This window comes from Burkholderia sp. AU33423 (assembly GCF_002223135.1).
Classification (GTDB): Bacteria; Pseudomonadota; Gammaproteobacteria; order Burkholderiales; family Burkholderiaceae; genus Burkholderia; species Burkholderia lata_D.
The window spans coordinates 2,028,929-2,054,995 of sequence record NZ_NKFH01000004.1 but is presented as its reverse complement, the minus strand read 5'-3'; the positions used below and the strand labels follow the sequence as shown (position 1 = coordinate 2,054,995).

Here is a 26,067-nt window from a genome sequence, read left to right as displayed (position 1 = left end):
GCGCCGTGACGGGTGGGTCAGAGCGCTGAAATGCCGAGCTCGGCTCCCTTGGTCGTCCGCACCCGGCTGAAATCACAGCTTCCATCCGTCACGCCTTTGGCGTTCGGTATGGCGACGCAGACATAGGCACGGATGCCGTGCGGCAAGGCCACGTGGCGGAACTCGCCAACCTTGATCGTCGCGACCCGATCGACGGCAAATTGATCGTAGATCGGCGTTACGCCGGACGGGATCGACATGGTGACTTCCGACGTGGCGTTCCCGGCTTGCGATGTCAGCGTCTGGCTGCTGCCGATCTCTCCGTTGACCGAGAAGCGGATCGCTGCCTGTCCTTCCGACACGCGCTGGACCGTGACCGCGAGCGTCGGCTTGGCGATTCCCGCCGCGCATTTGGCGGCAGCGCATTCGCGAACGGACAGAAGCGTGCGGAATGGAGATGCGGGCTGACCAATGACCGACAGGTCGGTCGACGATCCGCCGTCGCGCAGCGATTTCTCGACCGGTGGCGGAGCGGTCACCGCGATGGTGGTGCTGATCGACGCGGGCGAAAATGCCGTCGCGCATGCCGACAGCATCGTCGCAGCAACAGCCGGCATGGCGAACCGTGGACTCAATCGCATGGATCTGACTCGCGGTGATGAAACCCTGGATATCGTCAGGAGAATACGCTTCTTTAGCGTGGGGTGTTGGGGGATTCGCTGTGTGCTGCACGCTCGGATCAAGCAGGGAAGCGGGCCGGCTGCGCAGGGGCGGGGCCGCCACCTGGTGATCAGTTTGACCGAATTTGTCGATCGGCAGATTGACTGCGCTCAACTTCCACGACCAGAGGTCGTCACGTTTGAAGATAAACGTCACCTCGTCGTCCGTTCCTTTTCGAGAGGTTGCCGCGACGGTCGACCCGTTCTTGTAGCCGACCGAATCCCTTCGAATCCCCCGCGCCAGACGACCTGTCGGCTTGCTTCTCTCCGGAAACGAAAATGCCCGCTGGCGCGGGCATTGAATTCTGGCGGAGAGAGGGGGATTCGAACCCCCGATAGGCGATTAACCTATACACGCTTTCCAGGCGTGCGACTTAAACCACTCATCCATCTCTCCGGAAGACCGAGAGTATAGCAAACTCTGGGGGCAGTTCGCCACTCCGTCCGACGATCCATGCAAATCGGACGGGGCGCGAGGTCGGCGGCCCGCCAGACAACCGTCGAGCGGGCGGTCGCGCCATCATGCGATCATGCTCCGTCCGCCTCCATTTTCCAGCCCTTCGTTCAACAGGAACGCCCCGCCATGTCGCTGTCCGCCTTGCTCGCTTTTGCCCTGATCCTGTCCGTCGGCGTCGCGACGCCCGGCCCGACGGTGTTGCTCGCAATGAGCAACGGCTCGCGATACGGGTTGCGTCACGCGATGGTCGGCATGCTGGGGGCCGTCACGGCCGATGTCGTGCTCGTTGCGCTGGTCGGGTGCGGTCTCGGGATGCTGCTCGACGCGTCGGAAACGGCATTCGTCACGCTGAAGCTGGCCGGCGCGGCGTGGCTCGCCTATGTCGGCGTACGGATGCTGCTGTCATCCGGCGGTTCCGCCGCTGCGCAGGCGCTCGATCACGCGACGCCCGATCGCCGGACCGCATTCCTGAAGAGCTTTTTCGTCGCGATGAGCAACCCGAAGTACTACCTGTTCATGTCCGCGCTGCTGCCGCAGTTCGTCGACCGGTCGCATGCGATCGCGCCGCAGTACGCGATCCTCGCGGCGACGATCGTTGCGATCGACGTTATCGGGATGACCGGCTATGCACTGCTCGGCGTGCATTCGGTGCGCGTGTGGAAGGCCGCGGGGGAGAAGTGGCTGAACCGCGTCAGCGGGTCGCTGCTGTTGATGCTCGCGGGCTACGTCGCGCTGTATCGCAAGGCCGCGAACTGACGCGGCGATGCTTCGGGAACAAGACCTCCACCAACTGGCCAGGCGATGAAGCCGATCGAGCGCTTCACGCTCGAAACGCACGACGGTCCGTATGAAGCGTGGCCGTCGCGCACCCATGTGCTCGTGAACGGCGAACGTTGCGGCCTCACCGTTTCCGGCTATGTGCTGCTTCGCCAGTTCGAGACGCCGGCCGCCTATCTGCTCGTCACCGACTACGACTGCCTGTTCGAGGAGGCCGTCACGTTCACGCTCGTGTCGAAGGATCCGTTGAAGGAACTCGCGCGGCGCACGGTCGGCGCGATGTACGCGTCGTGCCATCTGGACGACATGACGTGGGCCGACGACCGGCATTTCAGCGCGACATTCGTCAACATCGAAGGACGGTGGGATTTCACGATTCGTGACCGATCGGTGCCGTTCGTGTTGCCGCGGTTAGGCATGCGGCAAGTGCCTGCCTGAGCGACGCCATGACGACGATCGGGCGTCGCCGGACGAGGCGCGATCAATTCGAAAGATTGTGAAATTTTAAATCTGGTTAGAAGCATTACACAAAGCGCACCAAAACCTTTCAAAATTTCGTCACTCGCCTGACAAATTTGATATGCTCGCGAAAAAACAGGCGGGCGGCACTCCCAGGACGGACCAGCGGGCGTGATTTCCCGGTGAACAACGAAGTAAAACAAGATCCTGAGAGTCACGCTGTGAATACAGCCGAATTGCTACGCACATTTGCGTCCGGGGTGGTCGATCAGAACAATCGACCGGTTCGCATGAACTGGGGGCCTGCCCAGAAGACGCTCGAGCAGGTGCTCGCGCTCCAGTATGCCGATATCCGGGAAGGGTTGATGACGGGCATCGAGGGGCATCTGACCTGCGTGTCCGCGCGGGCCGATCTCCCGATCCGCAGCTTCATCGGGCTACCGGTTTCCGTCGAGATGACGACCGATCGCGGGCATCTCCATACCATCAACGGCATCGTCACCGACGTCCGCACCGGACAGTCGGACGGTTCGCTCACCTGCTACCAGTTGACGATTCGCGACGTGCTGTCGGTGATGGAGCGGCGAACCAATTCGCGACTGTTCCGCACCAAGAACCTGCCCGACATCCTCGGCGTGCTGCTCCAGGAGTGGCGCCAGCGCAGCTCGGCGCTGGCGGGCGCATTCGAATTCGACCTGTCCGGCCTGCAAGGCGAACGCTACCCGGCGCGTGAACTCACGCGGCAGGTCAACGAGTCGGACGCGCACTTCATCCGGCGGCTGCTGCGGCGCGATGGTGCGACCGTCTTCGTCAAGGCCGGCAAGGCCGGCGAGCGGGCGAACGGCAACGCGAACGACACGCCGGTTCATACACTGGTCTTTGCCGACGATTCGATGAAGTTGCCCGAGACGATTGCCGGTACCGTTCGCTATCACCGCGATGCGGCCACCGAAGAGCGCGACTCGATCACGCTGTGGGCGACGAGCCGCAGCCTGATCCCCGGCAAGATCGTCCGGCCGACATGGGATTACAAGACCGGCCGGATGTCGCAAACCGAACAGGCGACGATCGTCGACCAGGGCGACGGCGGCAACGATCTCGGGCGTTTGCTGGCCGACAGCGTCATCGATATTCCGCACGCGGGAAATTCGTCGTCCGATCTCGACCGGATCGGCAAGGACCGCATGCTTGCGCACGAACTGCGCGCAGAATCCGTCGACGGCGTGAGCAATGTGCGCGATCTGGCCGTCGGCCACTGGTTTGCGCTTGCCGAGCATCCGCAGCTCGATACATTGCCGGCCGAGCAGCGGCAGTTCGTCGTCACGTCGCTTCATCATCGTGTACGCAACAACCTGCCGAAGGAACTGAACGAGCGCGCACAGTCGCTGTTCGCGGCAAGCCGCGTGCTGTTCAACGCGGTGCCGACCGACGTGAGCAGCACGCCGGGCGATGAAAACGACAGGCGCTACGAGAACACGTTCTCGTGCGTACGACGCGGCGTGCCGCTGACCCCGGCCTACGATCCCCATGTCGACCTGCCGGCCGTGCATCCGATGACGGCCGTCGTCGTCGGACCCGACGGGGAAGAGGTGTTCTGCGATGAAATGGGCCGTATCCGGGTGCAGATCCAGGGGCTGAACGCGGACGATCACGCGCATGCGCAGGGCGCCGGCACGAGCGGCACGCCGACCGACAGCGCGCCGGTGCGTGTCGCCTGCGCGCTCGCCGGGCCGAGCTTCGGCGCGAATACCTTGCCGCGCGTCGGCATGGAGGTGCTGATCGGCCATATCGGCGGCGATCCGGATCGGCTCGTCGTGATGGGCGTGCTGGCCAACGGGCCCAACATGCCGGCGACCTTCAGCCACACTGGCGCGCTGCCGGGCAACCGTTATCTGTCCGGCACGAAGACGAAGGAAATCAAGGGGCAGCGGTACAACCAGATCCGCTTCGACGATACGCCGGGGCAGATCAGCAGCCAGCTGGCGAGCGAGCATGCGCATAGCCAGCTGAACCTCGGCTATCTGACGCAGCCGCGCGACAACGGCCAGGGGACGGCGCGCGGCGAGGGCGCCGAGTTGCGCAGCGATGCGCACGTGGCGATTCGCAGCGGCAAGGCGATGCTGATCTCGGCCTGGGAACGGCTGCGCGCGAGCGACGGCCACCTGGCGCGGGACGAGTATCTGCAACTGATGCAGGAATGCGTCGAGCTGTTCAAGAGTCTCGGCGACTATGCGGGCCAGCATCAGGGCGTGGCGCCCGATACGCAGCCGCACGACGCGCTGATGACCACGGTGAAAGGCTGGCCGAACGGGGAAGTCGCCGGTGGCGGCGAGTCGTCAGGCGCGTCGATGGCGGCGATCGGCATCACTGCACCGGCCGGGATCAGCATCGCGACGCCGAAGACCGTCACGACCCATGCGGGCGGCAACGTCGACATCGTCGCGCAGAATCACCTGCAGTACACGAGCGGACAGCGGATCAACCTGCAGGCCGGCCATGGCGTGGCGATGTTCGCGCACAGCGAAGGGATCTCGGCGATTGCCAACCAGGGGAAGGTGGCGCTGCAGAGCCAGAACGACGATACGCAGATCGATTCCGCGAAAAACATCCAGATGACGGCGGGGGGCGGAAAGCTCGCGGGCATGGCCAGCGAGCAGGTCGTGTTCGTGACGTCGGGCGGCGCGTATCTGAAGCTGCAGGGCGGAGATATCGAGCTCGGGTGTCCGGGGAGTTTCACCGTCAAGTCCGCGTCGCATACGTGGGCCGGGCCGGCGAGCATGAGCACCGATTTTCCGAAGTTCGACCAAGGTTCGCTGGGGCGGGTGCCGAAGCTGGTTCGGGCGACCGACGGGCAGCCGGTCGAAGGGATGGAAGCCGAGGTGCGCAAGGCATCGGGCGAGTTGATCAAGGGGAAGACCGACGCGCAAGGCAAGCTGGCGCCGGTCAGCAGCGATCAGTTCGAACAATTGGCGGTGCGCTTCTTCAAGTCGAGAACCTGAGCTGAGTCTTCAAGAAAAACAACATGTTCAACTACAACTTTTCGCAGAACCCGGACGACCCGTCGAAGATGGCGGTGGGTGGTGGAGCGGGGACGACGCTGTTCAATCGGAACGACCTCCAATGCGTGATGCAGATGCCGCTGCCGGGCGTCGTCATTTTCGTTCACGGGGTGAATTCGGAGGGCGAGTGGTTCACTGCGGCCGAAAAAGGGCTTTGCGATGGATTGAACCGGCGCATGGGGCGGTATGACGATCAGTTGTTCCAGTGCGGGCCGTCGGCCGGGCAGATGAAGCCAGTCAGTTATATCGACAGCCTGACGCCTGACGGATTTTTGAATCCGGAAATGTCCTCGCGGACGTACATCAAGCCCGACCCCTCCTTTTCGCCTGTCATTCACTTTCGGTGGGGCTACTCCGCGAATTTGAAGGAGCTGAAAGAGTATGGCGACAAGATCATGCTCAACGAGAAGAACTACTGGGGTGGCGGGCCGTTCGCGGGCGGCTGTTCGAGTTTGCCGGATTTGTGGAACGATGGGTTGCACGACCGACTTTTTCTGTGGCTGACCGTCCAGCACATGAATTCGATCGGCAATCGCAAGATCTATTCGACGCCGCCGCGTACCTACGGCGTGCTGGGTGCACTGCGACTTGCGCGCCTGGTCGAATCGATCCGCAAGCGGCAGGCCGACGTGCCGATCACGATCGTGTGCCACAGCCAGGGAAACATGATCGGGCTCGCCGCTGCGTTCCTTGGCGACCGGTTGCCCGAGGTGACGGATCAGTGGGGCAAGAAAGGACGCTGCGTCGCAGACACTTACGTTCTTGCCAATCCCCCGTACAGCCTCGTGGAGAGCAACTTCACCGATACCTGGGCACAGCGCGGGGTACGCGACAAGAACGGGCATGTGGGGCGCGAGACCTATGTCGCACGCAAGGAAACGCTGAGGGAGTACTTCGATATCCTGCGCGCTCGTGCTGATCTGGAGATGCCAGCGGAGGATCTCGATCGCGCGATGGAAAACGCAAGACCGTCGAAGTGTGGGGGGAAGCCGTATAGCGCAGCCAAGGACCGGGAGGCGCATGGGTTGTACGGGACAAACACCTACGGAAGAGTGACGCTGTACTGCTGCCCGCATGATCAGGTCATCTCAGCCCTGACCGTTCAAGGGATCGGCTGGCGCGGCATGAGTATCGAAGAGATCAGTGCGACGAACGCGTGGGGTGTTTTCTCGCAACGCGTGTTCGCGTCGAATTTCGAAGTCGGCGGTGACAACAAGCTATACCGGTATTGGGAGGATGACTGGCGTAGCAGCAAGAACAAAACGGAGGGTTTTTGGTATCCGCCATCACCGCCCGCGCGGTACGGGTTTGCGCGAGGCATGCATTCAAATGAATGGTGGATCGCGAAGTTTTTCACGCTTGTAACGAGCCCGGCTCTCTACCTGTTCAACTTGTCGGACATGGAGGTCAACGCCTTACCGCCGGAAAAATGGGAAATCCCGATTACCGCACCGATGCTCGACAAGGAAACGCGCTTCTTTCCAAAGGCGTTGCGCTATGGCAAGCCATCGGGCGCGTGCGATGCGGACGGGAAACGGCTCGAAGAAGGAGCCTTCAACGAGGGCTATGATCCGCCGTCGGCCGGGCTCGATGCCAACAAGGAGAACAAACGGGATGACGATCCATACGACAACTTCGACAAAAAGTCAGAAAAATTCGCGACGCCCGCGGGCGACGCGCTGAAAGCGAAGGGCGACGCAGCATCCGAGGCTGCGCAGCGATACGAGGATCATTCCATTCTCCGGATGGAGGCGCGGAGATCAGGGAATCGCCGCTGGGTCGACAAGGACGGAAAGGTGATCGGAGAGGACGATCCGGACGCAGCGAGCGCTGACTATACCGAATGGCGGAACAAGGAGATCTTCGAGATTCTGAACGGCGGGGACAAGAATAACCCCACCAATCATTCGACCATCATGACCAACAAGGACCATGCTGAAAATGCATTGGCCTATGATGTGGCGATTGGGGTTTGTTATTTGACGGAGAATGACTTCTACAAGCTTCGTATCGAGGCGGACTGGAGGTTTGTCGAGGATCTGGGTGACAGTAATCCGAGCCAAAAATTCTATGAATATTTTTCTTACGGCAAATATCAGAAATTATTCCTTCAAGATTGGGTGAAGGTCGATAAGGATGCGATGATGCCGTCGAAAATACATGACGAACGCGATGGAGGGTTGTTCCTCAAAATCGGGGGCATCTTATGAGGGCTATGATTGCGACATGGCCTCGTCGTGCAGGGATCGCTGGCGTTGCGATGGTCGTGTCCTCAATCGTTTCACTGGTGCTTTTGATTTCAATCGGTGATTCGACAGGCGGGTTAACAAATTGGGGGGAGTTGATGAAGCGATTGGTGCTGCTGCCGGGGCTTCTGGCGATTGTGGTGTTGGCGTTGACAACAGTTCTTGCAGTGCCCAAAGCGGTAGCTGCGCCGGCTGCCAACAAGGCGGCAGGCACGGGGGCGGAGTCTTCAAGACCCTTTGTGGCGCAAGTGGTCGGTCTCGAGTGGATGAATCCACTGCATCGAAGAGACTATCCGACAGAGTGGCAACTGTTGTGGACGCTCGGGTTGGTCAAGCCGAACAGCAACGACGATATGGTTCGGACGAACCCCCAAAAATATTCGTCGTTGCAAGCAATTTCCATTGTGGCGGACGGGCAGCGGGGCAGTGAGTCGTTTACGGGGTTTTATAAGAAGTATATTCGTAAGCTGCTTGTGTTGTTTCGTACGCGTTACGTGACAAGCTCGGATTATTTTTATACGGTTAAATCTGATAATAAAAATGAATGGCGCGAGTTGGCTGGTATTCGCGTCGAGCTTGCCATTCCGAGTGCTCGTCTGGATCCGGCGCTTGCTGGAACGTTTTTGCGCGATGAAATGGTCAATGCTTACGAGATCGGGAATCCATCCGCAAAAGATCTTTGGAGCCGCGATACGCCACCCGATATACACGTGACATCGGGGCACGGCAATGCCGGCTTCACGTCATTGAATGCTGCGCTGGATTATCTGGCTACACACCCTGACAAAAGCGTCTGGGTGATGAACTGGGACGCACCCAGTTTCCCGCCGAGTGACGGACAGATCAACGAGAACATGGTGGTGCTGTTCCTTGCGGGCCCTGACCTGAAGACCGAGCGTGAGCCGCTTGCCTGGATCGGCAAGGCTGCACGAGGCAACGTCAAGGATTTCGAGGCGAAGCAAGGCGCGAGCCGTGCGGTACAGGCATGGAAGTCGACGATCGATACGGCGGCGAGCAATGCGGGCGTGTCAGTCTCGTCATTGAATTACATCGTGCACGACGCAGGCAAGGGTAGTGATGCTGCATCGACACGGATTGCCTCGCTATCGCAAACGCTGACGGAAGTGCTGCCGGAATACGATTTCCGTACGCAGACCTTCAACACATCGGCGCTGCTCGGCGACATGGGCGCCGGCGCCGCGCTGACGGACGTGGCGCTCGCCATCGGCCGGGCGAATCATCTCGGCGGAAACGTGCTCGTAGCCGGAACGACCGACACCGAGCATCCGACCGCGGTGGTGGTGGTCGCACCGTCGAAGCTGACGCCGATCGACGCAGGCAAGAACTGGTTCCGTGCACGCGGTGAAAATAACGCGTATTTGCCGTGGTGGGGCCGCCGTCACGATGCGCGTCAGGCATCGCAGGGCTATTCGGAATAAGGAGCGCGCATGCGCGGAATCATTCGGGTCGGCGACGCGACGAGCCACGGCGGCCAGGTCGTGACCGGCAGCGCGGTCAGTGAAGTGATGGGGCGGCCGGTCGCCCGGCTCGGCGACACGTGCGTCTGCCCGATCTCGGGGCATCAGGCCTGCGTTATCGCCGAAGGCGATCCGCAGGTGATCGTCGACGGAAAACCCGCGGCGTTCGATGGTCACAAGACTTCGTGTGGCGCGACGCTGATTTCGAGTCTGGCGTCGTCCGGGCGGGAATGAGTCGTTGGGACGGTTGTCACGACTTACTCGCCATTGGGAATGAAGACGGGGGTTCCGGTTCCGGCCGGGCTCCGGTGCCTGCTGGTCGACAGCCAACGCATTGCTGACCAGCTTGATTAGGAATATTCATGTCCCGTCTCACTCTTGTCAGACACGTCGGATCCGTTGTGATCGCGGCGGCGACAATCCTGTTGGTCTTGCCGGTGCGTGCGGAGATGAACGCCGCATCGATGCAAGCCGTCGAGGGTGCGTCCTCAGCGCCCTTCGTTGCCCAGGTCGTCGGACTTGCATGGCTCAATCCGCTGCAACGACGTGACTATCCGACCGAGTGGCAATTGCTGTGGACGCTCGGACTGGTCAAGCCGAACAGCGACGACGATATGGTGCGGACCAAGCCCGCGAAATACACGACCTTGCAACCGATATCCATCGTCGCGGATGGTAGCCGGGGCCGTGAGTCGTTTTCCGGGTTCTATGAAAAGTATGTCAACGAACTCCTGGTACTTTTTCGCATTCGCTATTTCGTGAACAGCGACTACTTCTATACCGTCAGCTCGCGCTGGCGGTGGAATTGGAGAGAACTGGCTGGCATACACGTCGAGCTGGCCATTCCCGGCGATCGACTGAACCCCAAGCGGGCAGCGTCATATTTGCGCGGCGAGATTGCAAGCATGTTCGAAATCGGCAACCCGTCCGCAAAAGATCTATGGAGCCACGATACGCCACCTGATGTCCACGTGACGTCAGGTCAAGGCAACGCCGGCTTCACGTCGCTGAACGCCGCACTGGATTATCTAGCCGCTCACCCCGACAAAAGCGTCTGGGTGATGAACTGGGACGCGCCGAGCTTTCCACCGCAGGACGAACAGATCAACGAGAACATGGTGCTGCTGTTCCTTGCCGGCCCGAATCTGAAGACCGAGCGCGAACCACTGGCGTGGATCGAAGGCTGCACGAAGCAATGTCGGCGATTTCGAGACGAAGCAAGGCATGAGCCGTGTGGTGCAGGCATGGGCATCGACGATCGACGCGGCGGCGAGCAACGCAGGCGTCACAGCCTCGTCACTGAATTACGTCATTCACGACGCAGGCAAGGGCAGCGATGCCGCGTCGACAAGGGCCGCCGTGCTGTCGCGATCACTGACCGAGGTGCGGCCGGGATATGACCTCCACGCACAGACCTTCAATACGTCGGCACTGCTCGGTGACATGGGTGCCGGCGCGGCGTTGACCGATGTCGCACTGGCGATCGGCCGCGCGAATCACCTCGGCGGAAACGTGCTCGTGGCGGGAACGACCGACACCGAGCATCCGACGGCGGTGGTAGTCGTCGCACCGTCGAAGCTGACACCGATCGACACCGGCAAGAACTGGTTCCGCGCACGCGGTGAAAACAACGCGTACTTGCCGTGGTGGGGCCGTCGTCATGATGCACGTCCGGCATCGCAGGGCTATTCGGAGTAGAACCCGCCACAGAACGATTGTCACAATGCATCGCGTGTCTGCATGACGGGATTCGCCGGATTTATCGCCGCCCGATGCATCGCGACAATGGTTCTCGCCGCGTTAAGCAATCTGTAACAATCAGTGGAATAGAAAGAGGTCGTTTCTTTCAAAATACTTTCTATTACTCGCTGCCTACGTTTCCCGGGAAATCCGGATTCACGCTCCATCAAGGCATTTGTCCTCACGTCACCCGGAGCCGTATCGAGACCTCCATCGCATACATTACAAAGCGTATGGATATTGAAAGATTTGCATCTCTTGACGCACCGCGTCGTCGCCCTTATTGTCCGTCTGCCGCCCGTGAGAGAGCACGGCGGCAATCGCGGATGCGCGCCTCACGCGCATGACAACACGCAGCAGAAAGCAGAAAAGGAAACGTGGTAGCCACATGAAGCCGCTCTTCGACGACAAGAACTCCGATGCGGTCAGCGATCGTCCTTCCACCCCGTCTTCGTCACCCGTTGCAGCGCCCGCCACCGTGCCTGCCGCCGCCGTTGCCATGCCGGCTGCACGCCCGGCGGAGAACGTCCGCCTGATCACCGTCGACGAGATCGACCAGCTCGGCGCGACGCAGGGCACGCGGATCGCGGCCTTCTCGCAGCAGATTCTCGCGAGCGTCCGCGCGTCGGATGCCGACCAGTTCGGGGACAAGCTCAACGAACTGATCGCGACCGCTAAGGGGCTCGACCCGCGCGGCGCCGACAAGGGCGGGCTGCTCACGCAGGTCACGCGGCTGTTCCGCTCGACCAAGGAGAAGCTGCTGTCGCAATACGAGTCGGTGAGCAAGCGGATGGACACGCTCGTCGTCGAGCTCGAGAACCATGCACAGCGCCAGAAGGCCGGCATCGACGAGCTCGAGCGGATGTACAACGACAACTACGCGCTGCATCAGGAGCTCGCGCAGTCGAAGGCGCACGGCGAAACGGCGCTCGCGACGCTGCGGGCGCATCTCGCGGCCGGCCAGCAACCGGTGGACGACGCGTTCGCCGCACAACGCCTGCTCGACGTGAAGCGCAAGGTCGACGCGCTCGAAAGCAAGCTCGACGACCTCGACCGCGCAATGCTGATGTCGAAACAGCTCGCGCCGCAGATCCGGATGGAGCAGGACCAGAAGCGCACGCTGACGTCGAAGTTCATGACGATCAAGACCGTGCTGATCCCCGCGTGGACCAACGCGTTTGCGCTCTACCTCGAGCAGCTCAGCACGAAGCGCGCGGCGGCGCTCGCCAATGCGACGTACGACGCGGCCGACGAGGCGATCCGCGCGCAGGCCGACCTGAACCGCCAGAACGCGCAGGAAGTCGCGAAGCTGAGCCAGCGCCCGGTGATCTCGACCGACACGTTCGAATACGCACAGCAGCAGTTGTTCGGCGCATTCGACGACATCACGCAGATCATCGCCGACGGCAAGCGCCAGCGTGAGCAGGACGCACCGCGCCTGCGCCAGCTCGAACAGGACCTGATCACCCGATTCGCTCCGAAGCACAACTGAAAGAACCGAGAGAACACCGCATGATTACGCTTGAGAAACGCGCGGCGAAGGTCGCGATCGTCCTCGAAAAACGCCAGATCCTGAAGCCGCCCGTCGTGCGCGTCGGCGCGGCGCTCGACATCTCCGGCTCCGCGAAGCCGCTGTACCAGTCGGGCGTGATCCAGGACACGCACGACCGGATTCTCGGCATCGCATTGAAGTTCGACGACAACGGCGAAGTCGACACGTGGACCTTCACCGAAGGCTACGACCGCCTGCCGACCGCGACGCCGGACAACTACGGCTCGTACATTTCCGATCATGTGCTCAACGCGCGGATCGACAAGTGGGGCGGCACGCAGTACGCGCCGGTGATGAACGACATCGTCGACTTCTTCTTCCGTGCGCCGGAGCCGTCGCCGAAGCGCGAAGAGAAGCGCGGCTTCCTGAGCCGGCTGTTCGGCGGTGCGGACGAGACGCCCGCGCCGGCCGCCACCGCGCCGGTGAACGGCCACCTGCCCGCATGGGTGCTGTTCGTCACCGACGGCCAGAACCCGAAGAACGACCGCAAGCGCGTGCGCCAGCTGCTCGCCGAGTCGCAGCACTACCCGCTGTACTGGTCGCTCGTCGGCGTCGGCGATCCGAGTGAATTCGGCTTCCTCGCGGAAGTCGCGGACGAGATGCCGAACGTCGGCTTCCTGCATCTCGAATCGCTCGACGTCAGCGACGAACAGATCTACGAACAACTGATCACGCAGGAATTCTGCAACTGGGTGCGCGCGAAGTAAGCGCAGCCCGCCCGCCTTTTATCCCGAACTCGAATACCCCCATCATGTTGAAAGACTTCAAGATCCCGTTGTCGCTCACGGTGCTCGCGCTGATCGCGGCCTATCTCCTCGGCGGCGTGAAGGACATGCTGATCGTCGCGGTCCTGTCGGTGCTCGAAATCTCGTTGTCGCTCGACAACGCGGTCGTCAACGCATCGGTGCTCAAGAACTGGTCGGAGAAGTGGCGCAACCGCTTCATGGTGTTCGGCCTGCCGGTCGCCGTGTTCGGCATGCGGCTCGTGTTCCCGCTGCTGATCGTCGCGGTGATCGGCCACATCGGCATGTGGGACGCGCTGAAGCTCGCGATCGAGTCGCCGGCGCAGTACGCGTCGATCCTCACGTCCGCGCATCATCAGGTCTCCGCATTCGGCGGCGCGTTCCTGCTGATGGTGTTCTTCAAGTTCATGCTCGACACCGAGAAGGACGAGCACTGGATCGGCTTCCTGGAAGGCCCGATGAGCCACCTCGGCCGCATCACGGCGCTGGAAGTGGCGCTGACGCTCGCCATCATCATCGTCGCGTCCCTCTACGTGCCGGCGGCCGAGCAGGTGGCCTTCCTGCTCGCGGGGGCGTTCGGCGTGATCAGCTTCGTGATCGCGCACGGCATCGGCGACCTGATCGGCGGCGAGGAGACGGGCACGCGCGTGGTGCGCGAAGGCGTCGCGGGGTTCATGTATCTCGAAGTGCTCGATTCGTCGTTCAGCTTCGACGGCGTGATCGGTGCATTCGCGCTGTCGAACAACATCTTCCTGATCGCGCTGGGCCTCGGCGTCGGCGCGGCCTATATCCGGGAGATGACGCTCGTGCTGCTGAAGAAGGGCACGCTCGCGCAATACCGCTATCTCGAACACGGCGCGTTCTGGGCAATCGGTGCGCTCGCAACGATCATGTTCCTCGGCGTTAAGTTCGAGGTGCCCGAGGTCATCACGGGCCTGGTCGGTGCGGCGATGATCGCGGCGGCCGTGTGGTCGTCGATCGTCGTGCAACGCAAGGAAGACCGGACTGCCGTGGCGGGCGAGTGACCCCGCGTCACGCGCGGGTCGAACATCATCAACGAGGGGCCGCACAGGGCGGCCCGGCATTGCCGCCGGCACAACGGCGGTTCCAGTAGAAGAGGTTCAGATGATCAATTTGTCGAAAGGCGGTCGCGTCAACCTGTCGAAGGAAGCGCCCGGCACGCAGAAGTTCCGCATCGGTCTCGGTTGGGATGCGAACGCGACGGACACGGGTACGGACTTCGATCTCGACGTGTCGGTGTTCCTGTGCAAGTACGATGCGCAGAGCAATCCGAAGCTGATCTCGGATCAGCACTTCGTGTTCTACAACAGCGAAGTACGCACGATGGAGCGCAAGGACACCTTCATCCAGCCGGGCGACGATTTCCCGAAGCGCGGGATGCCGGCGTCGAAGTGCCTGGGTGTCGTGCATAGCGGCGACAACCGCACGGGCAGCGGCGACGGCGACGACGAGGTGATCTTCATCGACATGACGAAGCTCGCGGCCGACGTCGAGGAAATCTCGGTGGTCGTGACGATCGACCAGGCCGAAGCGCGTCGCCAGAATTTCGGCCAGGTGCGCAACAGCTACATCCAGATCGCCGACGAAGTGTCGGGCGCGGTGATCGCGAAGTACGCACTCGAGGAAGACTTCTCGATGGAGACGTCGGTGCAGGTCGGCAGCTTCTATCGCCGCGACGGCCACTTCATGTTCAAGGCGGTCGGCGCCGGCTACAACCGTGGCCTGGGCGACTTCGTGCGCGCGTACGGCGGCGCGGTCTGACTGGCGGCAGCCCGGCCGGCGGGATACCGCCGCGCCGGGCAGGAAGCAGCGATGACGAATCCGTCCGACGAGCCGAAGCGGCTCGAGTTCGATACGACGCCCGAGCGCACGCCCGGGCGTCTTGCGTTCGACGCGCCGCCCGCGGCCGCGGCGCCGGTTGCGCGCGGTCCCGAGCGGCCCGCGCCGCAGGCGCTCGACTTCGGGCCCGAGCCTGCGCCCGCATCCGGCAAGGTCGTGCGCACGGCGCCGGCCGAGGCGGTCGGCCGCGCGGTGTTCGGCGAATCGAACCATCCGCAGCTCGAAGCGTGCTTCCGCGCCGCGCAGGCCAGCTTCCCGAATCTCTATCCCGACTACGCACCGCGCATCGAGCGGCACATCCGGCAACTGGTGCCGCTCAAGCTCGCGACGATCGCGACGATCGGCGACGGCGCGCTGGAGACGGCGGGCAACCTCGTCGAAGCCGTTGCGGCCACGACGCGCGAATTCAACGAACTCGGCGCGGCCGACATGATGGCAGGCATGCTCGCGCAGGCGACACGCAAGGCCGGCATGTTCGAACGCTGGTTCGGCGCGGCGACGGGCCATGTCGACTACCGTGCGGCGATCGGGGCGCTCAAGCAGTCGCTCCGCTTCTTCCCGCGTCGTACCGAAGAACTCGCCGCGAAGGTTCGCCACGCGGAAGAAAACCTCGTGGTCGTGCTTGCGGCGCTGAGTGCGGTGTCGGACGTCGTGCGCGCGCCGGACGATGCAGGTGTCGAGCGCACGCTGTTCGACCGCCGCAACATCGTCGGGCAGGCCGTGCAGCAGATCCGCATGCAACCCGCGCAATTGCGCGGGCTCGACGAGCGCGTGACCGATCTGTTGTCGCGCGCCGATCACCTGATGAACGTCGTGCTGCCGGCGGCATTGGCGGCGCGGCCGCAGCGCTGAGCACACGGCACGCACCGCATGAACACGCGCGCCGAGGCGCGCGTGTTCGCTGCACAGGCCACGCCGCATCACGCCATTTCACGTGCACCGGCGCGAGTCTGCTATCTTCCCGGGCATCTCATCGCTTTCCCGCCGATTCTCCATGACTGACCGCATCGTTGCCGCATTCGATTTCGACGGCACCATCACGACGACCGACAGCTTTCGCCATTTCGTCCGCTATGCGGTCGGCACGCCGCGCTTCGCGTGGGCCGGATTGCGCGCGCTGCCGTGGATCATTGCGATGAAGGCCGGGCTGCTGTCGCGGGGCGACGCGAAAGCGAAATTCGCATCGTTCGCGTTCGGGCCGGTGCGCGAGGATGCGCTCGATGCGCAGGCGCGCACGTTCGTCGACACTTATCTGCCGAGCCTCGTGCGCCCGGAAATGCTCGAACGCATTCGCGAGCATCGGGCACGCGGGCACGAAGTCGTGCTGGTGAGCGCGTCGCCGTCGCTGTATCTGGAGAAGTGGGCGAAGACGGCCGGCTTCGATGCGGTGCTCGCGACGCGGCTGGCGTTCGAGCGCGGCGCCTTCGCCGGTCGGCTCGACGGCGAGAACTGCTGGGGGCCGCAGAAGGTCGTGCGGCTGCGCGGGTGGTGGGGCAACCGGCCGCCGAAACAGTTGTTCGCGTACGGCGACAGCCGCGGCGACAAGGAAATGGCCGAGCTTGCGAACTGGTCGTGGATCCGCGGGCAAGGGCCGATGCCGCCGATCGGCGGTTGAGGTGGTGCGTTACGCGTCGGCCGGAGCCTGGCGCGTACCGCGCGCCGGACGATAGCCGCCCCAGCGATTCGCCCGCGCGAACGTGCCGACGTCGTTGAAGCGTACGCCGACTTCACGCAGCGCCGCATGCGCGGGGCGCACGGTCAGCTGGCGGATGTAGAACGGGTCGCGCACCACGAAGTGATGGATCGCATGCGTGCTGCCGAAGTTGAAGCAGAACAGCTGGAACGGCAGCATCCACCACGGGTTGAGCACCTGCGTCTGCTGGATCACGTTGCGCGAGTCGATGTCGCCGAAGTAATGCATGTTCGAGCTGACGAAGTTGATGCAGAAGCTGCGCACGAAGTTCGGCCCGAGCCACACCACGGCCAGGAAATCGACGACGCTCATCACGCGCTCGACCACGGCCGGCACCGTCACCGGGTAGCCGAACGCATGCAGCGCGAACACGCCGACGTGATAGACGATGAACGCGTGCCACAGCACGTAATACACGTGACCGACCGGCATGTACGACGACACCTGCTCGACGCGTAACTGCAGGCGCTCGGACGGATCCTGCACCGGCTGCGCGGCCACGTACTGCTTCACCTTGCGGCGCATCGCGGTGGGCCGCAGCACGACGGCGAGCATGCCGTCCGCGATCATCAGCAGCCGTTTCACGCCCCAGCGCTCGCCGTTCGTGATGCCGAATTCCTCGAGATCCGATTCGCCGCCCGACACCTTGTGGTGATGCAGGTGCATGCGCCGCCGCGTCCACGGATTGATCGTGCCGGGCCGCGTGAGCCAGCACAGCGCCATCATCAGGTGATAGGCCCACGGCGTCTTCTTGAAGTACATCAGGTGGATCAGGTCGTGCTCGAGCTCGTGGATCAGCGACGTGACGAACGCGGCGAGCGGCAGCGCGACGTACCATGCGATCGATCCGCGCGCATAGAGCCACGCGATCGCGAGCATCGCGCTCACCGAGACGGCCATCACGGTCGCGCCGACGAGGTTCTGGTTGTCGAGCAGCGGAAAGCGCGCGCGGATCGCGTCGCTCGCGGCGTTGACCTCGCGGCGGACGTACGCGACCTTGTCCGCGTCGTTGCGAAAGGCGGTTCGTGCGGGTTGGCTCATCGACCGGGATTCCTGCGGAAAGGGTGGGGCGCAATGCCGATGTGACAAGCATAGGCGCGCACCGGGCCGCGCGCGAGGGCCGCGGGTGCCAATGGCGGTGTCATTTCGGGCCACGATGGCCTGCCGGCGCGGCTAGAGTCACGCCCCGGTGTCATTGCGGGCCAGCGACGCTACAATCCGCCGAAACCGCTCCGGAGTCCGCCGCATGGTCCTGTCCGTCCCGGATGCCGCGCGCCAGCTGAACAAGGCGACGGTGTCGTCCGCGTATGCGCTGTTCATGCTGATGCTGGCCGAGGAGCGCGGCATCGACGGCGGCCGCGTGCTGGCCGGTTCGGGCGTCGAGCGCGACCGGCTCGCGCAGCCCGATGCGCGCATCACGCCGCTGCAGCAGGCGGCGATCGTGTTCAACCTGCTCGACGCGACGGACGATTCGTCGATCGCGATCGAGATCGGCCTGCGCAGCAGCCTGACGAAAGCGGGACTGATCGGCTTCGGGCTGATGAGCTGCGCGACGCTCGGCGAGGCGATCTCGCTCGGCATCCGCTACCTGCCGACGCGCGTGCCGTTCTTTTCGGTGCGGCTTGCGCAGCTCGACGGGATCGTCGACATCGACGTGTTCGAAGCGTTTCCGCTCGGCCGGCTGCGGCAGTTTGCGGTCGAGAACTTCCTGGTCGAGACGGCGATCCTGTTCAACTCGCTGCTGTATCCGGTGCCGGGGCGCACGCTGCAGTCGCGTGCCGAACTCCATTTCGAGTGGCCGGAGCCGCCGTGGTTCGAGCGTTATCGCGCGCGGCTGCCGCGCTGCCATTTCGACGCGAGCGCGAACCGCATCCGCTGCGACGCCGCGTTGCTCGACGAACCGATCGGCACCGCGAACGCACACACCGCGCAGATGATCGTGCAGCAGTGCGAGGCCGAACTCGCGCGGCTCGGCTATGCGGAAAGCATCGTCGAGCGCGTGCGTAACCTGCTGATCTGCGGCGAAGGCGGCTATCCGTCGGTCGACGACGTCGCGCGCGAGCTGCATGTGTCGGCGCGCACGCTCAAGCGCAAGCTCGCCGAGTACGGCGCGACCTATTCGACGCTGCTCGACGAAATCCGGTTGCGCGACGCACTGCGGTTGCTTGAAGGCACGCGGCTGCCGGTCGACGAGATCGCCGCGCGCGTCGGCTATACGGATCGCGCCAATTTCACGCGGGCGTTCAAACGCTGGACAGGCGTCGCACCGAGCGAGCGGCGCTGAACGCGGTTACGCAGTGGCCTGCGTGGCGGGCCTGCCGCGTCATGCGCCGCGTGTCACGGCTTCAGACGATCGCGACCCAGTTCGCCCCGCGTCCGCCCGGCACGCGCGCGTGCGGCGACAGTGCGCCGTCGTCCGGCGCGATCGCATACACCGACACGAATTCAGACTGTTCGCCGCAGGCGACGAGCCAGCGTCCCGACGGGTCGATTGCGAACCCGCGCGGCTGTGTTTCGGTGGCGGTCGCGTGCGCGGGTTCGAACGTGCCGTCCTCGGTGCGGCGATAGCAGAGTAGGCGGCTCGACGTGCGTTCGCTGACGTAGGCGAAACGCTCGTCGGGCGTCAGGTGCAGGTCGGCGGCCCAGACGGACGGTTCGGCGGGCGCGGGCGGCCGCGCATGGCCTTGCGCGAGTTCGGCGACGGCCGGATGGCGCGCGCTCACATGCGCATCGCCGAGCCGGCCGGTTTCAGGATCGCGCGCGAACGTCGCGAGCGTGGCCTGGAATTCGCTGACGCAGACGAGCGTGCGGCCGTCATCCGCGAATTGCAGGTGACGTGGGCCGAACCCGGCCGGCACGCGCGTTTCGCCGTGTTCGTGCGCACGCAGGCCGGCTGCGTCCTCGACGAGCGCGAAGCTGAACACGCGATCCGAGCCGAGCGAACTGACGTACGCGAAACGGTTGTCCGGCGACACGATCACCGCGTGCGCGTTCGCGATGCCGCCCGTGACCTGCAGCGGCGTGCCGTCGCCGTCGCGCACGCGCGCGGCGTCGTAGAGGCTCAGCGAATTCCCGCCGTACGATGCGCCGAGCAGCCAGCGGCCGCTGCGGTCGAGCGACAGGTACGCATGGCTCGCGTCGATCGCGGTGGTGCCGATGCGCACGAGCGCGCCGGTGGCCGGCACGACGCGGAACGCGACGATCGTCGGTTGTTCGCCGCGCGTCGCGACGTAGAGCCGCGCACGGTCGGCCGGTACGGCGATCGGCATCGCGACGTCGGCGGCCGGGTACCGGGTGAGCGGCGCAAGCGCGCCGTCGGCCGCGAGCGAGAAGGTGGCGAGGTCGCCGTCGGCGGCATTCGAGACGACGACGGTCAGGCGGTCAGTGTTCGGCATGGCGGAGCATCGCAGCGTTCGTGAAGGATTCGTCGGCCGGCAGGCCGCGCGGCGGGTCGCTGCGCCGGTGGGTGCGCGCGAACAGCGCGGCGACCGCGGCGACGAGCGAAGCGACCGCGAGCGCATACAGCCCGCCCGTGATCGAACCCGTATGTTGCTTCAGATAGCCGAAGGCCGTCGGTGCGACGAAGCCGCCGAGGTTGCCGACCGAGTTGATCAGCGCGATCACGGCCGCGGCCACGCGCGTGTCGAGATAGCCCTGCGGGATCGGCCAGAACAGCGACGATGCGGCCTTGAAGCCGAGCGCGGCGAAGCAGATCGACGCGAACGACCACACCGGATCGTGCGACGTCGACGCGAACAGCCCGCACGCGGCGAGCACGAGCGCGACCGCGAGCCAGCGCTGCGGATGCTTCCACTTCGACGACAGCACCGCGAAGCCGTACATCGCGCCGATCGCGATCATCCACGGAATCGTGTTGTACAGGCCGACCTGGAAATCGGTGAGCCCGCCCATCTTGCGGATGATCGTCGGCAGCCAGAATGTGGCCGCGTAGATCGTCAGCTGGATCGAGAAATACAGGAAGCAGAACAGCATGATCTGCGGATCGCGCAGCAGCGCGGTGGCGCGCACCGGCACGTTCGAGCGGACGTCGCGCGTCGCGCGTTCCTCGTCGAGCGCGTTCTGCAGCGCCGTGCGTTCTTCGGCCGTGAGCCACATCGCGTCGTGGATGTGCGATTTCAGCAGCAGCCAGCTCGCGCCGCACAGTGCGACCGAGAACAGCCCTTCGATCAGGAACATCCATTGCCAGCCTTCGAGGCCGAAACCGCGGATCGACAGCAGCGCACCGGTGACGGGCCCGGACAGCACCGACGCGAACGCGGAACCGCCGAGGAAGATCGCCATTGCCTTGCCGCGCTCCTGCGGCGGCAGCCATTGCGACAGGTACAGCACGACGCCGGGGAAGAAGCCGGCCTCGGCCGCGCCGAGGAGAAAGCGCAGCGCATAGAACGACGTGTCGTTCCACACGAACGCCATCGCGGCCGCGACGAGGCCCCACGTGGCCATGATCCGGGCCAGCCAGATGCGTGCGCCGTAGCGCTGCATCAGCAGGTTCGACGGCACCTCGAACAGCGCGTAGCCGACGAAGAACAGCCCGGCGCCGAGGCCGTACGCGGCCGCGCCGATGCCGATCGACGCCTCGAGGTGGCGATCGACGAAGCCGACGTTCACACGGTCGATGTAGTTCGCGATGAACATGATCAGCACGAGCGGCAGCACGTGCCACTTCACTTTCGAGACGGCGGACGCGAGCGGGTCGTGTCCGGGCAGGGCGGGCGAGGGCGGGTTCAAGCGTGTCTCCGGTCGGGCGGAGGCGGACGGGGCGGTGGCCCGCGTCGGCATCCGGGTGGCGGTTTATGTAGTATGTCGTCGTATGACATGGTACGCCTGAGCGCCGATGAAGACGTCGCGGGTTTACCCGGTAATTACCCGGATATTGGGGAATTTCATGAGGCGCGTCGGTGACTTATTCATGTCTGATGACGTATGACATGAGATGGGCAGGTGCCCATTGCCGCGTATTCGGTCGGGGCCCGCACTGCGTGCGGGGGCATCGGCCGGGCAGCCCGTCCGGCGGCTGCCTTCGCCTCTGCTACGCCATCGACACGACGCTGTTGAGCAGCGTCTTCACGAGCACGGCCTGCCGCGTCGCGCCCGTTTTTGCGAAGATGCCGCGCAGGTGCGCACGCGCGGTGTTCTTCGTGATGCCGGTCGCGGCAGCCGCCTCGTCGAGCGTCAGCCCGTCGACGAGCAGCAGCGCGATTTCGGTTTCCATCGGCGTGAGGCGGAACAACCGGTGCAGCATGTCGCGCGACGTCTGCGGCGACGACGCCGGATCGCGGACGAACACGGCGACGGCCGGCCGGTGCTGCCGGTCCTCGGCGCCGCGGTAGGGCGCGAGCGGGCGCAGCAGCACGCTCAGCGGCATCGCGCCGCCGGGGCGCGACAGCGTGGTGGCTTCGATGCGCGCAAGCGCGCCCGCACGGAAATGCTCGAGCGCGGCCTGCAGCGCCTTCTGCAGCCGGCGCTCGTCGAGCGGGCACGATGCGTGGAGTCGCTCCTGGCGCACGCACAGCCCGTCCTGCTGCTCGATCAGCCGCTCGGCGATGCGGTTGCGCTTGATCACGCGGCCGTCCTCGTCGACGATCGCGGTGCCGACGTCGAGCCGGTCGACGGTGCCCGCATACAGCGCGCGTTCGGCATCGAGCACGTCGAACGCCGCGTGCAGCTCGACTGCCCGCTGCAGGTGCGGCAGCAGTGTCGCCACCTGCGCGCGCTCGGCCGCGTCGAAATCGCGGCCGCCGTGCGCGCGGCTCACGAAGAACGCGCATTCGACGCCACGTTCGCCGCGCAGGTTCGCGCCGAGGATGTAGCGCAGGTCGAGCGGCTGCAGGTACTGCCGGTAGAAATCGTGCGCGCGCCACGCGGTTTCGCCGAACAGCCGGTCGGCCGTGAAGACCTGGCCGGGCGGCTGATCGAGAAACGGGCACAGCGCGTAGAACTGCTCGCTGTACGACGGCTCGCCGGGCAGCAGCGGGCCGTGTGCCGACGCGTTGATGATGAGCCCGTGCCGTGCGCCGCCGGGGTTGCGCAGCACCAGCGTCGTGAAGCTCGCGTCGAGCCGCGCGCGGACCGCTTCGAGGAAGCCGGCCCACGGGGTCGGCTCCGACGGGCCCTGATAGACGAGCCCGAGCCACGCGCTGAGTTCGCGCGCCGTCCACGCCGCGTCGTCGAAACCGTCGTGCGCAACCGGATCGCCGGGCGCCAGCGCGATGGGCATGCTCGTGTTCTCCTGGTCGGGATGAAGGATTCCCGGACCAGCATACCGGCCGCCCGGCGGCCCGCGTCATCCGAACGGAGTAGGTGACGCGGGCAGGCCGGCAACCGCCGGGCTGCCTGCCTGCGGCGCTTACGCCGCGCGCTCGCGCAGCAGATATGCAACGATGCGGTCCGCCGCTTCTTCCGGCGACTCGGCGACCGTGTCGACGCGCAGTTCGGGCTGCGCGGGCGGTTCGTACGGCGAATCGATGCCCGTGAAGTGCTTCAGCTCGCCGCGCCGCGCCTTCTTGTACAGGCCCTTCGGATCGCGCTCCTCGGCCACCGCCAGTGGCGTGTCGACGAACACCTCGACGAACTCGTCGGGGCCGACCATCGCACGCGCCATGTCGCGCTCCGCGCGGAACGGCGAGATGAACGACACGAGCGTGACGAGCCCCGCGTCGAGCATCAGCCGCGCGACTTCGGCGACGCGCCGGATGTTCTCCACGCGATCGGCCTCGGTGAAGCCGAGATCGCGATTGAGCCCGTGACGCACGTTGTCGCCGTCGAGCAGGTACGTATGCTTGCCGAGCGCGTGCAGCCGTTTCTCGACGAGATTCGCGATCGTCGACTTGCCGGCGCCCGACAGGCCCGTCAGCCACACGATCCGCGGCGTCTGCGCCTTTTGCGCGGCACGCGCGGCGCGGTCGACGTCGACGGCCTGCCAGTGCACGTTGTGCGCGCGGCGCAACGCGAAGTGCAGCATCCCGGCGCCGACCGTGTCGTTGGTGACGCGGTCGATCACGATGAAGCCCCCGGTGTGACGGTTGCGGTCGTACGGATCGAACGCGACGGGCCGGTCGAAGCTCAGGTTGCACACGCCGATCTCGTTGAGCGCGAGCGTGCGCGCCGCGAGATGCTCGCGCGTGTTCACGTCGATCTTGTACTTCGGTGTCGCGCAGGTCGCGCCGACCGTCTGCGTGCCGAGCTTCACGAGATACGGGCGGCCGGGCAGCAGCGGCGCGTCGTGCATCCACACGAGCGTCGCCTCGAACTGGTCGGCCACCTCGGGCGGCGCATCGGCGCGCGCGATCATGTCGCCGCGGCTGATGTCGATCTCGTCGGTGAGCGTGAGGGTCACCGCGTCGCCGGCGCGCGCGATGTCGCTTTCGCCGCCTTGCGTGATCACCGACGCGACGCGGCTCTCCTTGCCGGACGGCAGTACGCGCACGCGCTCGCCGACGCGGATCTCGCCCGATGCGATGCTGCCCGCGTAACCGCGGAAGTTCAGGTGCGGGCGGTTGACCCACTGCACCGGCAGCCGGAACGGCTCGTCGCTGGTCACGCGTGCGGCGAGCGGCAGCGTGTCGAGATGCTGCATCAGCGCCGGGCCCGCGTACCACGGCATCCGCGCGCTCGGCGCGATCACGTTGTCGCCGCGCAGCGCCGACATCGGGATGCTGACGATCTCCGTCAGCCCGAGCTCGGCCGCGAATGCGCGATAGTCGGCGTCGATGCGCTCGAACACGGCGCGGTCGTAGTCGACGAGATCCATCTTGTTGATCGCGAGCACCACGCGCTTGATGCCGATCAGCGCGACGAGATGACTGTGGCGGCGCGTCTGCGTGAGCACGCCCTTGCGCGCATCGATCAGGATCACGGCGAGATCGGCGGTCGACGCACCGGTGATCATGTTGCGCGTGTACTGCTCGTGGCCGGGCGTATCGGCGACGATGAACTTGCGTCGCGCGGTCGCGAAGAAGCGGTACGCGACGTCGATCGTGATCCCTTGCTCGCGCTCGGCCGACAGGCCGTCGACGAGCAGTGCGAAATCGAGTTCGCCGCCCTGCGTGCCGACCTTCTTCGAATCGGCTTCGAGCTGCGTGAGTTGGTCGTCGAACAGCATGTTCGATTCGTAGAGCAGGCGGCCGATCAGCGTGCTCTTGCCGTCGTCGACGCTGCCGCACGTGATGAAGCGCAGCAGGTCCTGGGTGTGTGCGCGTGCATCGGGTGCGTGGTCCGTGAGCGCCTCGGTCGCGGTGAGAACGTGTGCCATCAGAAATATCCCTCCTGTTTCTTCTTTTCCATCGAACCGGCCGAATCGCTGTCGATCAGTCGTCCTTGCCGTTCGGACGTGCGCGTCTCGCGCATCTCCTGCAGGATGTCGTCGAGCGAGGTCGCGTCGCTGTCGATCGCGCCCGTCAGCGGATAGCAGCCGAGCGTGCGAAAACGCACCTTGCGCATCTGCGGCACTTCGCCTTCGCGCAGCGGCAGGCGTTCGTCGTCGACCATGATCAGCGCGCCGTCGCGCTCGACCACCGGTCGTTCCTTCGCGAAGTAGAGCGGCACGATCGGGATGTCGTGAAGCCGGATGTACTGCCAGATGTCGAGCTCGGTCCAGTTCGAGATCGGGAACACGCGCAGGCTTTCGCCCTTGCGCTTGCGCGCGTTGTACAGCGACCAGAGTTCGGGGCGCTGGCGCTTCGGGTCCCAGCGATGCTGCTCGGAGCGCAGCGACACGATGCGTTCCTTCGCGCGCGATTTCTCCTCGTCGCGGCGGGCGCCGCCGAACGCGGCGTCGAAGCCGTAGTGATCGAGCGCCTGCTTGAGCCCCTGCGTCTTCCATACGTCGGTGTGCACGGCGGAGCCGTGCGTGAACGGATCGATGCCGTTCGCGACGCCTTCAGGGTTGATGTGCACGCGCAGGTCGAGGCCGAGGCGCGCGGCCGTCTCGTCGCGAAACGCGATCATCTCGCGGAATTTCCAGGTCGTATCGACGTGCAGCAGCGGAAAGGGCGGCTTCGCCGGGTAGAACGCCTTCATCGCGAGATGCAGCATGACCGAGCTGTCCTTGCCGATCGAATACAGCATTACCGGGTTCTCGCTCTCCGCGACCACCTCGCGCATGATGTGGATGCTTTCGGCCTCCAGCCGCTCCAAGTGGGTCAACATCGTTCGTCTCCTTGTTTCATGCCGGTGCCGCGCGACATGTGCGGCGTTGCGTGCATGACACCGACGGTATCGGGCGAGCGGCATGCCGATCTTCGTCCGGGTGGACTAAGCCGCGGGATGGGGGGGAGCGGATCTTT

Annotated in this window: 20 protein-coding genes, 1 tRNA gene and 1 pseudogene; 14 read left to right on the top strand and 8 right to left on the bottom strand. The window is 64.6% G+C overall.

Annotated features, from left to right (window positions below; all coding sequences use genetic code 11):
• Positions 1-17: 17 nt before the first annotated feature.
• Together CFB50_RS12245 and CFB50_RS12240 are read right to left on the bottom strand one after the other, a co-directional pair.
• Entirely contained in the window at positions 18-620 is a 603-nt protein-coding gene (locus CFB50_RS12245) for a hypothetical protein (RefSeq protein ID WP_089446002.1), read from the bottom strand.
• A gap of 384 nt (positions 621-1,004) precedes the next feature.
• Positions 1,005-1,095: transfer RNA gene (locus CFB50_RS12240), tRNA-Ser, on the bottom strand.
• A gap of 186 nt (positions 1,096-1,281) precedes the next feature.
• On the opposite strand from CFB50_RS12240, the gene CFB50_RS12235 reads away from it, so the two are divergent.
• The 13 genes and pseudogenes from CFB50_RS12235 (at position 1,282) to CFB50_RS12175 (ending at position 16,684) form a co-directional block, all read left to right on the top strand.
• Entirely contained in the window at positions 1,282-1,911 is a 630-nt protein-coding gene (locus tag CFB50_RS12235) for a LysE family translocator (RefSeq protein ID WP_069248425.1), read from the top strand.
• Positions 1,912-1,956: 45 nt separating this feature from the next.
• Positions 1,957-2,370 (top strand): hypothetical protein, encoded by a 414-nt coding sequence (locus tag CFB50_RS12230; RefSeq protein WP_089446001.1) that lies wholly within the window; start codon positions 1,957-1,959, stop codon positions 2,368-2,370.
• A gap of 242 nt (positions 2,371-2,612) precedes the next feature.
• Positions 2,613-5,390 carry a type VI secretion system Vgr family protein gene (locus CFB50_RS12225; protein WP_089446000.1) on the top strand — a complete coding sequence of 926 codons (2,778 nt, stop codon included), beginning with the start codon at positions 2,613-2,615 and terminating at the stop codon, positions 5,388-5,390.
• A 23-nt stretch (positions 5,391-5,413) separates the two neighbouring features.
• Positions 5,414-7,660 carry a T6SS effector phospholipase Tle3 domain-containing protein gene (locus tag CFB50_RS12220; protein WP_089445999.1) on the top strand — a complete coding sequence of 749 codons (2,247 nt, stop codon included), beginning with the start codon at positions 5,414-5,416 and terminating at the stop codon, positions 7,658-7,660.
• Entirely contained in the window at positions 7,657-9,135 is a 1,479-nt protein-coding gene (locus CFB50_RS12215; RefSeq protein ID WP_089445998.1) for a virulence factor, read from the top strand. The genes CFB50_RS12220 and CFB50_RS12215 overlap by 4 nt, the downstream gene beginning before the upstream one ends.
• 9 nt (positions 9,136-9,144) lie before the next feature.
• Complete coding sequence (locus tag CFB50_RS12210) at positions 9,145-9,408, top strand: PAAR domain-containing protein (protein WP_089445997.1); 264 nt, start codon at positions 9,145-9,147, stop codon at positions 9,406-9,408.
• Between the two features lie 128 nt (positions 9,409-9,536).
• A pseudogene (locus CFB50_RS12205) lies at positions 9,537-10,872 on the top strand (virulence factor).
• A gap of 430 nt (positions 10,873-11,302) precedes the next feature.
• A complete protein-coding gene (locus CFB50_RS12200) occupies positions 11,303-12,406 on the top strand; it encodes a toxic anion resistance protein (RefSeq protein WP_089445996.1) in 1,104 nt (367 codons plus the stop codon).
• A gap of 20 nt (positions 12,407-12,426) precedes the next feature.
• Entirely contained in the window at positions 12,427-13,173 is a 747-nt protein-coding gene (locus tag CFB50_RS12195; RefSeq protein ID WP_089445995.1) for a VWA domain-containing protein, read from the top strand.
• 44 nt (positions 13,174-13,217) lie between these two features.
• Positions 13,218-14,234 carry a DUF475 domain-containing protein gene (locus CFB50_RS12190; protein WP_089445994.1) on the top strand — a complete coding sequence of 339 codons (1,017 nt, stop codon included), beginning with the start codon at positions 13,218-13,220 and terminating at the stop codon, positions 14,232-14,234.
• A gap of 100 nt (positions 14,235-14,334) precedes the next feature.
• The gene (locus tag CFB50_RS12185; protein WP_039369378.1) at positions 14,335-14,991 is read left to right on the top strand and encodes a TerD family protein; all 657 of its coding nucleotides are present in this window, start codon (positions 14,335-14,337) and stop codon (positions 14,989-14,991) included.
• 51 nt (positions 14,992-15,042) lie between these two features.
• The gene (locus tag CFB50_RS12180) at positions 15,043-15,921 is read left to right on the top strand and encodes a hypothetical protein (protein WP_089445993.1); all 879 of its coding nucleotides are present in this window, start codon (positions 15,043-15,045) and stop codon (positions 15,919-15,921) included.
• Positions 15,922-16,063: 142 nt separating this feature from the next.
• The gene (locus tag CFB50_RS12175; protein WP_069248418.1) at positions 16,064-16,684 is read left to right on the top strand and encodes an HAD family hydrolase; all 621 of its coding nucleotides are present in this window, start codon (positions 16,064-16,066) and stop codon (positions 16,682-16,684) included.
• Positions 16,685-16,693: 9 nt separating this feature from the next.
• On the opposite strand, the gene CFB50_RS12170 is transcribed toward CFB50_RS12175, so the two are convergent.
• Positions 16,694-17,803 carry a fatty acid desaturase gene (locus CFB50_RS12170; RefSeq protein WP_089445992.1) on the bottom strand — a complete coding sequence of 370 codons (1,110 nt, stop codon included), beginning with the start codon at positions 17,801-17,803 and terminating at the stop codon, positions 16,694-16,696.
• A gap of 205 nt (positions 17,804-18,008) precedes the next feature.
• On the opposite strand from CFB50_RS12170, the gene CFB50_RS12165 reads away from it, so the two are divergent.
• Complete coding sequence (locus tag CFB50_RS12165) at positions 18,009-19,046, top strand: AraC family transcriptional regulator (RefSeq protein WP_089445991.1); 1,038 nt, start codon at positions 18,009-18,011, stop codon at positions 19,044-19,046.
• 61 nt (positions 19,047-19,107) lie between these two features.
• Here CFB50_RS12165 and CFB50_RS12160 read toward each other — a convergent pair whose 3' ends face one another.
• From CFB50_RS12160 to cysD, 5 genes are all read right to left on the bottom strand, one after another.
• A complete protein-coding gene (locus CFB50_RS12160) occupies positions 19,108-20,157 on the bottom strand; it encodes a lactonase family protein (protein ID WP_089445990.1) in 1,050 nt (349 codons plus the stop codon).
• Positions 20,144-21,511 carry an MFS transporter gene (locus CFB50_RS12155; protein ID WP_089445989.1) on the bottom strand — a complete coding sequence of 456 codons (1,368 nt, stop codon included), beginning with the start codon at positions 21,509-21,511 and terminating at the stop codon, positions 20,144-20,146. The genes CFB50_RS12160 and CFB50_RS12155 overlap by 14 nt, the downstream gene beginning before the upstream one ends.
• 301 nt (positions 21,512-21,812) lie before the next feature.
• The gene (locus tag CFB50_RS12145; RefSeq protein ID WP_069248413.1) at positions 21,813-23,000 is read right to left on the bottom strand and encodes a helix-turn-helix transcriptional regulator; all 1,188 of its coding nucleotides are present in this window, start codon (positions 22,998-23,000) and stop codon (positions 21,813-21,815) included.
• Positions 23,001-23,129: 129 nt separating this feature from the next.
• On the bottom strand, positions 23,130-25,034 hold the full coding sequence (cysN, locus tag CFB50_RS12140; RefSeq protein ID WP_089445987.1) for a sulfate adenylyltransferase subunit CysN: 1,905 nt from the start codon (positions 25,032-25,034) through the stop codon (positions 23,130-23,132).
• Positions 25,034-25,930, bottom strand: a complete 897-nt coding sequence (cysD, locus tag CFB50_RS12135; RefSeq protein ID WP_089445986.1) for a sulfate adenylyltransferase subunit CysD — start codon at positions 25,928-25,930, stop codon at positions 25,034-25,036. The genes cysN and cysD overlap by 1 nt, the downstream gene beginning before the upstream one ends.
• Positions 25,931-26,067: the final 137 nt, after the last annotated feature.